A 12,769-nucleotide genomic window follows, 5' to 3' on the forward strand; every position below is an offset into this window, starting at 1 on the left:
AAGGGCCGCCCCTTGCGGGACGGCCCCTTGCTGCGTGTGGGATGGAAGGATCAGGCAGGCAGGCCGCTGATCGCCTTCATTTCCATGAAGTCCTTGAGGCCATAGAGCCCGCCCTCGCGGCCGTTGCCGGACTGCTTGTAGCCGCCGAACGGCGCGCCCGGGGTGGGGCCCCAGTTGTTGATCGCGACCATGCCGGCGCGAAGCTCGGGCGCGACTTCAGCCGCCTTCGCCGGATCGCCGGTGATGCAGGCCGACAGGCCATAGGCGGTGTCGTTGGCGATCTCGATGGCCTCCTCGAGGCTGTCGTACGCCATGATCGTCGCGACCGGGCCGAAGATTTCCTCCTGCGCAATGCGCATGTCGGGCGTGACGCCGGAGAAGACCGTGGGCTTGATGTAGTAGCCGCGGTTGACGTTGGCCGGGAGGTCGGGGCCGCCGGTCTCGAGCTTCGCGCCTTCGTCGATCGCCGACTGGATCAGGCCGCGGATCTTGTCGAACTGCGCCTTGTTGACCACCGGGCCGATGTGCGCACCTTCCTGCATCGGATCGCCGACCGGGGTTGCCGAGTACATCGCCGAAACGAACGCCGCGGCTTCGGCTTCGCGTTCGCGGGGTACGAGAATGCGGGTGGGCGAAATGCAGCTCTGGCCGCTGTTGACCAACGGGCCGGACGCGGTCGACGGCAGGTACTTGGCGAAGTCTGCATCGGGCAGGACGACGTTGGGCGACTTGCCGCCAAGCTCCTGATGGACGCGCTTGACGGTATCGGCCGCAGCCTTCGCCACGAGGATGCCCGCGCGGGTCGAGCCGGTGAAGCTGACCATGTCGATGCCCGGGTGCGAGCTGATCGCAGTGCCGACGCCGGGACCATCGCCCTGGATGAGGTTGAAGACGCCTGGCGGGACGCCGGCGGCATCGAGGATCTCGGTAAAGATCGCGGCGTTGGTGGGGCATTCCTCGGACGGCTTGAGGATCATGGTGTTGCCCGCGGCCAGCGCCGGTGCGACCTTGAGCGCGATCTGGTTGAGGGGCCAGTTCCATGGCGTGATCATGCCGACGACGCCGATCGGTTCGTAGGCGACCTTGAACGCACCGTTGTCCTCGACGAAGGAGAAGTTGCGGAGCGCGGCCATGGTGCCGAGGAAGGCGCCGATGCCGGCGCCGACCTGCGCGGTGCTGGCGAAGCTTACCGGAGCGCCCATTTCCTCGGCCATCGCGGCGGCGAGATCGGGGACGCGCTTCTTGTATTCCTCGACGATGCGTTCAAGCAGCGCGAGTCGCTCCTCGCGCGTCGTCTTGCTGAAGGTCTTGAAGGCGCGCTGGGCCGCGGCCACTGCCTTGTCGACATCGGCCTGCGTGCCCAGCGTGATGACGCAGCAGGGTTCCTCGGTCGTCGGATTGATGACCTCGTGGCGCTTGCCACCCTCGCTGTCTACCCACTTGCCATCAATGTATTGCTGTAGCCGTTCGCGCATCGCGAAACCTCCCGGAAAAGACATGGCGCCGAACAAGCTGGCGTTCGGCAGCGGACCTTCAAGAGGCTAGGCAATAGCGTTTCACTTCGCAACCCGTCTAATCGCGGGCCGTCGATTTAGACTCTCCGGCCGCGGAACAGATGGACGAGGCCGACGATCAGGGCGACGACGAGCACCAGATGGATCACGCCGGCGGTCACCTTGAAGGCGAAAACTCCAAGCGCCCAAAGGACGAAGAGAATGAGGGCAATGGTCAGAAGCATATTCGGTCTCCCAGGGCTCCTCCCGCCCCTGCGCGCTCTCAATTCGCGAGGCTTCGGCTTTGTTCCACGATGCCCGGCGGCGACGGTGGATGAACGAAAGTTTGCCTGACGAAGAATTCGCCGCGCGTAACGGCTGCTAACCATTTCTTCGTAACCGGTTGCTAGCTCTCGACTGCATGGGGACGGGACCCTTCATTCGGCAACGCCGGTCGCGGCAGACAGCCGGCGCGGCGAGCGCGGGGTGGATCGTGGCAGCCACGTTCGTCGCCCTGCTGGCGCTTACGACCGCCCTGATCGTGGCGTTCCGAAATTCGACCAACATCGCTGACCACTTCGCCCGCACCGAAGAACAGCGGCTGGTCGAACGCTTCATGGAGCGCACCGAGAAACAGATCCTCGAAGCGGACAAGCTGCAGGTCGTGTGGGACGATGCCGTCACCATGCTGAACAGCCCCAAGGCCGAGGTGTGGGCGCGCAACTTCCTGGCAGGTTACTTCTGGGGAAGTCACCGCATCGACCGCATATTTCACGTCAGGTTCGACGGCAGCCTCGTACGCTGCTGGCACGGCGTGAAACTCTCGCAGGACTGCCGCTACCGGCCCCTTTCCAGGACGATTTCGGGCCTGATTCGCCAGTCCCTGAAAGACCAGACCCAGCGCGGGCAGGTGCGCGATTGGCGAAAGCACGGCAGCGTGAACTGGCCCTACGATTCCAAGGGCTTGCCCATCGGACTCGGCCAGTCGTCGATTGCCAGCGTCGAAGGCCAGCCGGCCATCGTCGCGGTGGCTTCCGTCGTGCCCGACGTCACGCCTTCATTGCTCCAGGCAGAGCCCGACTACATCGTCCTCGTGCGCTTCATCGACGAGCGCATCATATCGGACCTGCATGAATCCCTGGTGCTCGATGACGTGCGCTTCGAGACTTCGGCGACCGACGACAAGAATCGCAATTCCCTGGCGATCAGGGACCTGCACGGAGACCGGATCGGCTGGATATCGTGGCTGTCAAAGCCGCCGGGACCGGCCATCCTGCGGCAGACGGCGCCGCTGCTGGCGGTCTACATCCTGTTCTTCGTCGGCGTCGTGGCGGGCGGGGCGATCATCGTGCGCCGGATGCGCCGGACGACAAGCGAACTGATCGCCAGCGAAGCGCAGGCGCAGCACAATGCCCTGCACGATGCCATGTCGGGCCTGCCGAACCGCGCCCACTTCATGCAACGCCTGCGGCAGGAACTGAACGCCTGCGTCGAACGACGCGAACTGGGCGACGTCTTCGTCGCCTATGTCGACATCGACCGGTTCAAGATCGTCAACGATACGCTGGGGCACCATGTAGGCGACGAACTGGTGCGGCAGGTGGCGCTTCGCCTGCGTCGCTCGCTCCCGCCAGGCGACTTCCTGTCGCGCTTCGGCGGCGACGAATTCGTGCTCATGCGCCGCACCACGGGTGGCCGCGCGGCGGCCGACATGCTTGGCAAGCAGATCATGGCATTGACCCGCGAGCCGTTCGTCATTTCCAGCAACAACCTGGAAGTGAGCCTTTCGTGCGGGATAAGCTGGGGCCCCGAACAGAGCGAGGACCCCGGCGAACTCCTCCGGCGGGCGGACATCGCTCTCTATCGCGCGAAGCAACGGGGCCGCGCGCGCTATCGCCGCTTCACGCGCGACATGGATGCTTCGGTCAAGCTGCGCCGCGAGATGGAAGTCGAACTGCGCCGCGCGATCGTCCGCGACGAACTGACGCTTGCCTACCAGCCCATCGTCCATGCCGGGAGTGGCGCCATCGAGGGTTTCGAGGCACTGCTGCGCTGGCCCCACCCCGAGCGCGGCTCGATCAGGCCCGGCCTGTTCGTGCCTGTCGCCGAACAGGCGGGCATGATGGTACCGCTCGGGTCATGGGTGCTGCGACGCGTGTTCACCGAAAGCCGGCAATGGCCGGATTGCGACATTTCGGTGAATCTTTCGCCCCTGCAGATCATGTCGAGCGACTTCCTCCAGGCGATGGACGAACTGGTGCGCGAGACCGGGGCCGACCCGCGGCGTTTCATCCTCGAGGTCACCGAAGGGGTCATGCTCGACCGCAGCGACCATGTGCTCGACGTGCTGAAGGGGCTCAACTACCGGGGCTTCCGCATCGCGCTCGACGATTTCGGCATCGGCTATTCCTCGCTCAGCTACCTGCGCTCGTTCCAGTTTGACCGGATCAAGATCGACAGGTCGTTCGTCCAGAACATCGAGGGCGATCTCGACGCCCATTCGATCCTGAAGGCCATCGTCTCGCTCGGGCATACCTTGCGCATGAAGGTCGTGGCGGAAGGGGTGGAGACGCCGATGCAGCGCGCGCTGGTCCAGGCAGCCGGCTGCCAGATGATCCAGGGACACCTGTTCTGGGAGGCGCTTCCGGTCGACGAGGCGAAGGCGCTGGTCCGGCCCGCGAAAGTCCGCGGCCTGAGCAAGGTCCGCGTCGGCTGAACGCCGCCGCTGCCGTTCTTCAATAGGTTGGAAATCAGCCCTTGGCGGGCTTTGCCGTGTCGGCCTGCGCCGTCATCGTACGCGGATAGATGAAGCCCTTGGCGGGGCTCGCGCGCAGACCGACCGACTTGGTCGGCGCGTACCACACGCGCACTTCGCTCCAGTCGCCGGCGGACGAAACGTCGACCGCCATCACGCCCTTCTCGACCATTCCGGGTCCCGACCAGTTGGCGTGGTCGATCAGGATATGGCGGGAATCGACGACCTTGCGGACGACGGCGACGTGACCGTAGGGCATTGCCTTCGTGCCGCTGAACGCGAGGACGGCGCCGGTCTTCGGCTCCTGGCCACGGGCGTAGCTGCCTTCGGCGTTGCTCCACCAGTCGCGGGCATTGCCGCTGATCTGCACGTCGGAGATCTGGCGGGCATAGGTCACGCACTGGAGACGCGCATGGGCAGCACCCGGAAGGGCTGCGAAGGCGGAGACTGCGAGGAGCGTTGCGACCACGTTACGAAGCATGGGAGCCTTCGTAAGGATTTCGGCGGATTCGATAACCCACCGGCCCCTCCGCTCGACCGAGTGTCCCAACGGTTCGTCGCAGCTCGTCGCAACCTGTGGAAAAGATCACGATCGGGAGCGTTGTCCAGCTGTGGCGGGCATGTGGATGCCGGGCTTTGCGGACATCAAAAGGAAAGGGCGCCCGGTTTCCCGGACGCCCCTCCTGTTTCGCAGGTCCCGAAGGATCAGAGCGAGTAGTACATGTCGAACTCGACGGCCGACGGCGTGGTTTCCCAACGCAGCACTTCCGGCCACTTCAGTTCGATGTAGCTTTCGATCTGTTCCTTGGTGAACACGCCGCCCTGCAGCAGGAAGTCGTGGTCGGCTTCGAGGCTTTCCAGCGCTTCACGGAGCGATCCGCACACGGTCGGAACTTCGGCGAGCTCTGCCGGCGGCAGGTCGTAGAGGTTCTTGTCCATGGCTTCGCCCGGATGGATCTTGTTCTTGATCCCGTCGATGCCGGCCATGAGCAGCGCAGCGTAGCACAGGTAGGGGTTGGCCATCGCGTCGGGGAAACGGAATTCCACGCGCTTTGCCTTGGCGCCAGCGCCATAGGGGATGCGGCACGAAGCCGAACGGTTGCGGGCCGAGTAGGCCAGCAGAACGGGGGCTTCGTAGCCCGGCACCAGGCGCTTGTAGCTGTTGGTGGTCGGGTTGGTGAAGGCGTTCAGCGCCTTGGCGTGCTTGATCACGCCGCCGATGAAGTACAGGCACATGTCCGACAGGCCGGCATAGCCATTACCGGCGAACAGGGGCTTGCCGCTATCCCAGATCGAGATGTGGGTGTGCATGCCCGAGCCGTTGTCGCCCTTGATCGGCTTCGGCATGAACGTGGCGGTCTTGCCATAGGCATGGGCGACCTGCTGCACGACGTACTTGTAGACCTGCATGCGGTCGGCGGTCTGGACGAGCGTGCCGAAGGTCAGGCCGAGCTCGTGCTGGGCCGAGGCCACTTCGTGGTGGTGCTTGTCGCAGGGCAGGCCCATGTCGAGCATGGTGCGGACCATCTCGCCGCGGATGTCGACGCAGCTGTCGACCGGCGCGACGGGGAAGTAGCCGCCCTTGGCGCGCGGACGGTGGGCGAGGTTGCCGCCTTCGATGTCCTTGTTCGAGTTGGTCGGCAGCTCGATGTCGTCGATGCGGAAACCGTTGCCGTCATAGCCGTCGTAGAACTTGACGTCGTCGAAGAGGAAGAACTCTGCTTCCGGGCCGACGTAGACGGTGTCGCCAAGGCCGGCCGTCTTGACGAAGGCTTCGGCGCGCTTCGCGGTCGAGCGCGGGTCGCGGGCGTAGAGTTCGCCGGTCGAAGGCTCGACGATGTCGCAGCAGATGATCAGCATCGGGCTGGCCGAGAACGGATCGACGTAGACCGCGTCGAGGTCGGGCTTGAGGATCATGTCCGACTCGTTGATGGCCTTCCAGCCTTCGATCGACGAACCGTCGAACATGAGGCCGTCCTCGAGTTCATCCTCGCCGAGGACGGTCGACACCATGGTCAGGTGCTGCCACTTGCCCTTCGGGTCGGTGAAACGGAGATCGACCCATTCGATTTCCTCGTCCTTGATGCGGGCGAGGATGTCCTTTGCAGTTGCCATCGCTGGTCCTTCTTCTTGCCCCCGGTGGAGAGCTGCGGGGGGTAACAGGGTGGTTGTGTTTCTGGAGGCTCGCCCGTCCACGGGCCACCCTCCATCTGATGCCTGCCCGACGCCTGCGGGCCAGCGTCAACTTTGCGTGCGATCCGTCAGGTCAGATCGCGTCGTCGTCGCGTTCGCCGGTGCGGATGCGCAGTGCGCTTTCGACGGGGATCACGAAGATCTTGCCGTCACCGATGCGGCCCGTCTGGGCGGCGGCGGCGACAGCTTCGACCACGCGATCGACCAGGGCGTCGGAAACCACGACCTCGAGCTTCACCTTCGGCAGGAAGTCGACGACGTATTCGGCGCCGCGATAGAGCTCGGTATGGCCCTTCTGGCGACCGAAGCCCTTGGCTTCGGTGACGGTGATGCCGGAGACGCCGATTTCGTGCAGCGCTTCCTTCACTTCATCGAGCTTGAACGGCTTGATGATCGCTTCGACCTTTTTCACGTCGTACAGACCCCTGCAACGCGGGCCGGAAAGCCACCATGGCGGCAACCCGGCCTTTTGATATCCCGTGCGTAGCGACGACTTTACAAGAATCGTGCCACTGTGACGCGCATTGCACTAGGCCATAGCGCGACGCCGCGAAAGCAGGAAAATCGGGGTGTCGGCAAGAATTGAATCGTGAGCCTTGGTGCTGCATTCGTATCATTGCGCGCGATTGTTCAAATCGTGCACAAATTTTACGCAACGTCTGCCTTATTTTTAGGCAGGGAGCGCCAGCCACCCGATCAGACCGCGTAGGGCGGCTTGTCGAGGCCCTTGGGGCTGGCGGTGAAGATTTCGCAGCCGTCCTCGGTGATCCCGATCGAGTGCTCGAACTGCGCCGAGAGCGAGCGGTCGCGCGTGACCGCTGTCCAGCCATCCTCGAGGATCTTCACTCCGGGCTTGCCGAGATTGATCATGGGCTCGATCGTGAAGAACATGCCAGGACGAAGTTCCGGTCCGGTTCCGGCGCGGGCGGCGTGGACCACTTCCGGCGCATCGTGGAACAGGCGTCCGAGGCCGTGGCCGCAGAACTCGCGCACGACGCCATAGCGCTGCTTTTCGGCATGGGCCTGGATGGCCGCGCCAATGTCGCCGAGGCGGGCGCCGGGCTTGGCCTGCTCGATGCCGATCATCAGGCATTCATAGGTCACGTCGACAAGGCGGCGCGCTTTCAGCGGCACGTCGCCGACGAGGTACATGCGGCTGGAATCGCCGTGCCAACCATCGAGCAGCGGGGTCACGTCGATATTGACGATGTCTCCGTCCTTGAGCGTCTTGTCCGACGGAATGCCGTGGCAGACGACGTGGTTTATCGAAATGCACGAGGAGTGCGCGTAGCCGCGGTAACCCATCGTCGCGGGTACCGCTCCGGCATCGAGCGTCATCTGGCGCACGACATCGTCGAGGTAGTCCGTGCGCACGCCGGGCTGGACCAGCGGGGCCAGGGCGTCGAGAATCTCGGCGGCCAGCCGGCCCGCCTTGCGCATGCCCTCGAAGCCGGCGGGGCCATGGAGCTTGATGGTCCCGTCGCGCGGCAGGACGCTGTGGTCTTCGACTGTAACGTATTCGGTCATGGGCGCCATGTAGCGATCCATCGCCCAAAATGCGAGCCATTCGCGCGGGCGTGTTTCATCGTGCGACGAAGGTGCCCTTGAATTCGGGCTTCACGGCCGCGAGGACCTTGGCGGAGACCGGAACCGTCACTTCATAGTCGCCTTCGGCATAGGGTCCTGCCGCATAGGGCGCGACGAGTACGCCGATGCGGTCGAACGCCTTGCCGTTCGATGACCCGAGGATCACCGTTTGCTCTGCCGGATCGATGCATTCCTCGAATTCGGGGATGCCGCCGCCCGGTTCGTAGCCTTCCCGCTTCTTCGCGCGCTGGCGGTCGAGTTCCTTGCAGAAGGGGGCCCGGATCGCGGCAGACAGCGCGGCCTTGGACGTGAAGAGATCCACGGGCGCACGCCGCTTCCCGGCGATCCTGTCCCACAGGATGGTGTCGTAGGCGTAGTTCGGATGCGCGCCGCCAGAGTAGAAGCCGACAAGAGTGGACAGGCTGAGCCAGGCCGGAAGGTCGGTCACCACCTTCCATTCCACGCTGTGGCTGTGGGGATGATAGGGGAAATCGTTGGCCTTGGCTTCCGCCCGCCCATTAGCCGCCTCGGCCTTGAGGTCGGCGCGTGCCTTTTCAAGCTCCTTGTCGAGCAGGTCCTTGAGCGCGGGAATCGCACCGGCGGCGGCGGGGTAGGAATAGTCGAAGACGTAGAGGTCGTTGTCCTCGTGCACGTCGCGTGCGGTCACCGGCGTCTGGGTAGGCGGTTGCGGCGCTTCGGGTGCGGTCGATGTCGCCTCAGGTGCACTTCGGGTCGCTTTCGGGTCATCGGGTGCTGAACAGGCCGCGAGCAGCGCGAGGGGCAGGAGCGTGGTCGGGCGCATGGGGCAATTTCCTCTCGCAACGGGCCGCGCTCTGCGGCATTGTCCGATGCAAGATGACGGACAAGAACGCGCTGATCCAGCCTGATCGCGGCCAGCAGGCCATTGCCCTCCACCTTGTCGACAAGGCGACGCTGCCGGATTTTCTCAAGGGAATCAATGCAGGCCAGCGCGCCAGCCTTGTTGCGCAGAAGTTCGAGGGCGGAGGGTACGAACATGCGATCGTGCCCGATGGCGACGGCTGGTTCGCAGTCGCCGGGGTGGCCAACGTCGATGACCTTTCGTCGTGGTGCATGGCCAGGCTGGCGGACGTTCTGCCGGGCGGCACATATCGCCGCGCTGGCGGGGAGCCGGGCAAGGCGCTGCACGGATGGATTACCGGGCAATACCGGTTCGACCGTTATCGCAAGGACGCGACAGAGAGCGAGCCGCGCATCCTCCTGACCAAGGACGTGGCGCTGATCGAACCGGCCATTGCGGAAGCATCGGCCGTCCTGATGGTGCGCGACCTGGTAAATACGCCGGCCGAGGACATGGGCCCCGCGCAGCTTGAGGCGGAAGCGCGGGCGCTGGCCAAGACCTGGCACGCTGAGGTCCACGTCGTGTCGGGCGACGCGCTGGAGCGGGACTATCCGATGGTCCACGCCGTCGGCCGAGCCGCGGCGCGCAGCCATGCGCCGCGCCTGATCGAACTGGAATGGGGCGATCCGAAGCATCCCCGCGTCGCGATCGTCGGCAAGGGCGTCTGCTTCGATTCGGGGGGGCTCGACATCAAGCCCTCGAGCGGCATGGCGCTGATGAAGAAGGACATGGGCGGCGCCGCCCATGCCCTCGCACTGGCGGGCCTGGTCATGGCGATGGGCCTGAAGGTGCGCCTGCACGTGCTGTTGCCGGCGGTAGAAAACGCGATATCCGGCCACGCCTTCCGTCCTGGCGACATCCTGCGCGGGCGCAACGGACTGTCGGTCGAGGTCACGAATACCGACGCCGAAGGCCGGCTGGTGCTTGGCGATGCGCTAGTACGCGCAAGTGAGATGAAGCCGGAACTGGTCATCGATTTCGCTACCCTGACGGGGGCGGCACGCGTGGCGCTGGGCCCGGACTTGCCCGCCATGTTCGCGCGCAAGGACGAGACGGCGAATGGACTGCTCGTCGCCGGCATCGAGCGCGACGACCCGTGCTGGCGCCTGCCGCTGTTCGAAGGGTACCGCGAATACCTCAAGTCCGACGTAGCCGACCTGCAGAACTCGCCTGCCAACGGCTTTGCCGGAGCCAGCGTGGCGGCGCTGTTTCTCGACCGCTTCGTGGGCGAGGGGATCGACTGGGCGCACTTCGATACCTTCGCCTGGCGCCCCGCGGCGAAGCCCGGGCGCCCCAAGGGGGGAGACGCCCTTGGACTGCGCGCGGCGTGGGGGCTGCTCAAGGCGCGATACGGCTGAGAATGCGCGATAGCTTGCCTGACTGCGCCGACGCCGCTAATCGCCCGGCTTTCCTGTTCCGGGGACAACCTGAATTGACCGTCGAAGCCACGCCTCTTCCCGTTGCCGTACCGACCGTCCAGCTTTCGCTGGTGCGGCCTGCCGACCGTTCCGACAAACCTCACCTGCCGGTGCGCGGTGACCTTGCGCACATCGGCCTCGCCGGGCGCTACTTCGTGCCGCACTACGCCGTGCCTATGGCGCACGTGGTGAAGGCCGGAACTGCGCTGCGTGGTGCAGGCAAGCCGGAAGGCGGAGAACTGCGGCTACTGGCCCAGGGCGAAGTGTTTGACGTTCTCGACATTGCGGGCGGTTGGGCCTGGGGCCAGGCGCAGTCTGACCTGCTGGTCGGTTACGTCGACATGGCCGTGCTGGAAGCGGCGGAATGACGACTTCTGTATTCATCGACGGTGCGGCAGGCACCACGGGCCTCGAGATCGCGGAGCGGCTGTCCGGACGCAGCGAGTTCGCGCTGATCGCTCTCGAAGACGCGCGCCGCAAGGACGATGCCGCGCGGGCCGAGGCGATCAACGACGCCGACGTCGTGATCCTGTGCCTGCCTGACGATGCCGCGCGCGATGCCGTGGCGATGATCCGCAACGACCGCACCCGTGTAATCGACGCTTCGACCGCGCATCGCGTCGCCGATGGCTGGACATACGGCTTTCCCGAAATCGTCGGCCGCGAGACCGTGGCGCAGGCCAAGCGCGTTTCGAATCCCGGCTGCTATCCGACGGGTTTCCTCGGCCTGCTTGCCCCGCTGGTGCACAATGGCCTGCTGCCGGCGGCATGGCCCTATAGCTGCACCGGCGTGTCCGGCTACTCAGGCGGCGGCAAGGCGCTGATCGCACGGTTCGAGCAGGACCGCGACATCGCCTGGCGTGGCTATGGCCTGACCTTCGGGCACAAGCACGTGCCCGAGATGCAGCGCTATGCCGGCCTTGCCATTGCGCCGATGTTCTCGCCGGCGGTGGTCCCGGCGCACCGCGGCATGGTGGTCGAGATCCCGCTGCCGCTGGGCGTGATGCCGGGCAACGTTCCTGCCGAACTGTTGCGCGCCGCGCTCACCCAGTTCTACGCCGGATCGCCGATCGTGACGGTGGCTCAGGAATTGCCGGCGGACGGCGAAATGCTGATGCGCGCCTCGATGGAGCCGTGGGACGGCCTCGAACTGCACGTCATGGGCAGCAGCGACGGCGAACAGGCGCGGCTCGTCGCGGTTCTCGACAACCTCGGCAAGGGCGCGAGCGGGGCGGCGGTACAGACGCTGAACCTGATGGCGGGACTGGACGAAACGGCGGGCCTGCGGCTCTAGTTCCGGCAAACGCTGGCTGCAAAAAAAGGCCCGCGCTCCGGTTGGAGGCGGGCCTTTTTTGGTATTCCGCTGCTGCCGGAAGATCAGTCTTCCGGAGCGATCGTCACGCGCAGGCCGTCGAGATCGCCGGTGATCTGCACCTGGCACGAAAGGCGCGAGGATTCGTTGCGGTGGTCCGAGCTGTCGAGCAGGTCGTTCTCGTCTTCGCTCATCGCCGGGATCTTGTCGGCAAAGGCGGGATCGACATAGACATGGCAGGTCGCGCACGAGCAGCAGCCGCCGCACAGGGCCAGCAGCTCGTCGAAGCCGTTGTCACGGATTGCTTCCATCACCGACAGGCCGGCATCGGCGTCGACGGTCTTTTCTTCACCAGCACGATTGACAACGACAATCTTGGGCATCGTCCATTCTCCAAACGCGGCGCAGGGAAAATCCCGCCCCCTGTTCGCCTTTGGAAGGGGCTGCTATCGCGTGGTTCCGGCTTTGGCAACTGCCGATCCGGCCATAATCTTGCCAAGGAGAAAAAGGGCGTGGGTCTTAGCGCAGAGGCAATCCGCGAAGGACTGGACCATATTGCCGCCCGGTCTCCGGCGCTGGCCGATGCGATCGAACGCGTCGGATACCCCGAGCCGCGCATAAGGCCGACCGGCTATCGCACGCTGTTGCGCACGATTGTCGGGCAGCAGGTCAGCGTGTCGGCGGCGGCATCGGTGTGGAACAAGCTGGAGGCCCTGCTGGGCGAAGACCTGCCCCCGCATGACCTGCTCGCGGCCGACTTCGACGCGTTGCGCGCCTGCGGCCTGTCACGCCAGAAGCAGGGCTACGCGCGCAGTCTTTGCGAACTGGTGGTATCCGGCGAACTCGATTTCGATTCGCTGCCGCAGGACGACGAGGAGGCGATTGCCGAACTCGTGAAGATCAAGGGGATCGGGCGCTGGTCGGCGGAAATCTACCTCCTGTTCGCGGAGGGGCGGCCTGATATCTGGCCGGCGGGCGACCTTGCAGTCCAGGTGGGGCTGGGGCGATTGCTCGGACTGCCGGAACGTCCGAGCGAGAAGGATACGCGCGTCCTGGCCGAACAGTGGCGGCCCCATCGCGGCGCGGCGGCGATCTTCACCTGGCATTGCTATAACAATCCGGCGCTGTAGT

General features: G+C 65.1%; 13 protein-coding genes. 5 read left to right on the forward strand and 8 right to left on the reverse strand.

Annotation, left to right across the window (positions count from 1 at the left end):
* Nucleotides 1-50 precede the first annotated feature (50 nt).
* Together SARO_RS05510 and SARO_RS20955 are read right to left on the reverse strand one after the other, a co-directional pair.
* Nucleotides 51-1,475, reverse strand: coding sequence for an aldehyde dehydrogenase family protein (locus SARO_RS05510; RefSeq protein WP_011444763.1), 1,425 nt, complete (start codon nucleotides 1,473-1,475; stop codon nucleotides 51-53).
* A gap of 116 nt (nucleotides 1,476-1,591) precedes the next feature.
* Complete coding sequence (locus tag SARO_RS20955; protein ID WP_143004780.1) at nucleotides 1,592-1,738, reverse strand: lmo0937 family membrane protein; 147 nt, start codon at nucleotides 1,736-1,738, stop codon at nucleotides 1,592-1,594.
* Nucleotides 1,739-1,986: 248 nt separating this feature from the next.
* Here SARO_RS20955 and SARO_RS05515 point away from each other — a divergent pair, with 248 nt between their 5' ends.
* Nucleotides 1,987-4,209, forward strand: a complete 2,223-nt coding sequence (locus SARO_RS05515; RefSeq protein WP_176929297.1) for a bifunctional diguanylate cyclase/phosphodiesterase — start codon at nucleotides 1,987-1,989, stop codon at nucleotides 4,207-4,209.
* A gap of 34 nt (nucleotides 4,210-4,243) precedes the next feature.
* On the opposite strand, the gene SARO_RS05520 is transcribed toward SARO_RS05515, so the two are convergent.
* From SARO_RS05520 to SARO_RS05540, 5 genes are all read right to left on the reverse strand, one after another.
* On the reverse strand, nucleotides 4,244-4,729 hold the full coding sequence (locus SARO_RS05520; protein WP_011444766.1) for a CHAP domain-containing protein: 486 nt from the start codon (nucleotides 4,727-4,729) through the stop codon (nucleotides 4,244-4,246).
* A 224-nt stretch (nucleotides 4,730-4,953) separates the two neighbouring features.
* A complete protein-coding gene (gene glnA / locus SARO_RS05525; RefSeq protein WP_011444767.1) occupies nucleotides 4,954-6,363 on the reverse strand; it encodes a type I glutamate--ammonia ligase in 1,410 nt (469 codons plus the stop codon).
* 151 nt (nucleotides 6,364-6,514) lie between these two features.
* Nucleotides 6,515-6,853, reverse strand: coding sequence for a P-II family nitrogen regulator (locus tag SARO_RS05530; RefSeq protein ID WP_011444768.1), 339 nt, complete (start codon nucleotides 6,851-6,853; stop codon nucleotides 6,515-6,517).
* Between the two features lie 284 nt (nucleotides 6,854-7,137).
* The gene (gene map, locus SARO_RS05535; protein ID WP_176929298.1) at nucleotides 7,138-7,968 is read right to left on the reverse strand and encodes a type I methionyl aminopeptidase; all 831 of its coding nucleotides are present in this window, start codon (nucleotides 7,966-7,968) and stop codon (nucleotides 7,138-7,140) included.
* A 55-nt stretch (nucleotides 7,969-8,023) separates the two neighbouring features.
* A complete protein-coding gene (locus SARO_RS05540; protein WP_011444770.1) occupies nucleotides 8,024-8,830 on the reverse strand; it encodes a PdaC/SigV domain-containing protein in 807 nt (268 codons plus the stop codon).
* Nucleotides 8,831-8,883: 53 nt separating this feature from the next.
* On the opposite strand from SARO_RS05540, the gene SARO_RS05545 reads away from it, so the two are divergent.
* The 3 genes from SARO_RS05545 (at nucleotide 8,884) to argC (ending at nucleotide 11,620) form a co-directional block, all read left to right on the forward strand.
* The gene (locus SARO_RS05545; protein WP_011444771.1) at nucleotides 8,884-10,266 is read left to right on the forward strand and encodes a leucyl aminopeptidase family protein; all 1,383 of its coding nucleotides are present in this window, start codon (nucleotides 8,884-8,886) and stop codon (nucleotides 10,264-10,266) included.
* A 74-nt stretch (nucleotides 10,267-10,340) separates the two neighbouring features.
* Nucleotides 10,341-10,694 (forward strand): hypothetical protein, encoded by a 354-nt coding sequence (locus tag SARO_RS05550; protein ID WP_041550188.1) that lies wholly within the window; start codon nucleotides 10,341-10,343, stop codon nucleotides 10,692-10,694.
* Nucleotides 10,691-11,620 (forward strand): N-acetyl-gamma-glutamyl-phosphate reductase, encoded by a 930-nt coding sequence (gene argC / locus SARO_RS05555; protein ID WP_011444773.1) that lies wholly within the window; start codon nucleotides 10,691-10,693, stop codon nucleotides 11,618-11,620. The genes SARO_RS05550 and argC overlap by 4 nt, the downstream gene beginning before the upstream one ends.
* Before the next feature lie 83 nt (nucleotides 11,621-11,703).
* Here the strand turns inward: argC and SARO_RS05560 are convergent, their stop codons facing one another.
* A complete protein-coding gene (locus tag SARO_RS05560) occupies nucleotides 11,704-12,021 on the reverse strand; it encodes a 2Fe-2S iron-sulfur cluster-binding protein (RefSeq protein ID WP_011444774.1) in 318 nt (105 codons plus the stop codon).
* Nucleotides 12,022-12,150: 129 nt separating this feature from the next.
* Here SARO_RS05560 and SARO_RS05565 point away from each other — a divergent pair, with 129 nt between their 5' ends.
* Complete coding sequence (locus SARO_RS05565) at nucleotides 12,151-12,768, forward strand: DNA-3-methyladenine glycosylase family protein (protein WP_011444775.1); 618 nt, start codon at nucleotides 12,151-12,153, stop codon at nucleotides 12,766-12,768.
* Nucleotide 12,769: the final 1 nt, after the last annotated feature.

The organism is Novosphingobium aromaticivorans DSM 12444 (assembly GCF_000013325.1).
In the GTDB taxonomy this organism is placed as follows: domain Bacteria; phylum Pseudomonadota; class Alphaproteobacteria; order Sphingomonadales; family Sphingomonadaceae; genus Novosphingobium; species Novosphingobium aromaticivorans.

Coding starts and splice junctions, on each gene's coding strand:
- SARO_RS05510 (WP_011444763.1), bottom strand. CDS start 1,475: ATGCGCGAACGGCTACAGCAATACATTGATGGCAAGTGGGTAGACAGC.
- SARO_RS20955 (WP_143004780.1), bottom strand. CDS start 1,738: ATGCTTCTGACCATTGCCCTCATTCTCTTCGTCCTTTGGGCGCTTGGA.
- SARO_RS05520 (WP_011444766.1), bottom strand. CDS start 4,729: ATGCTTCGTAACGTGGTCGCAACGCTCCTCGCAGTCTCCGCCTTCGCA.
- glnA (WP_011444767.1), bottom strand. CDS start 6,363: ATGGCAACTGCAAAGGACATCCTCGCCCGCATCAAGGACGAGGAAATC.
- map (WP_176929298.1), bottom strand. CDS start 7,968: ATGACCGAATACGTTACAGTCGAAGACCACAGCGTCCTGCCGCGCGAC.
- SARO_RS05540 (WP_011444770.1), bottom strand. CDS start 8,830: ATGCGCCCGACCACGCTCCTGCCCCTCGCGCTGCTCGCGGCCTGTTCA.
- SARO_RS05545 (WP_011444771.1), top strand. CDS start 8,884: ATGACGGACAAGAACGCGCTGATCCAGCCTGATCGCGGCCAGCAGGCC.
- argC (WP_011444773.1), top strand. CDS start 10,691: ATGACGACTTCTGTATTCATCGACGGTGCGGCAGGCACCACGGGCCTC.
- SARO_RS05560 (WP_011444774.1), bottom strand. CDS start 12,021: ATGCCCAAGATTGTCGTTGTCAATCGTGCTGGTGAAGAAAAGACCGTC.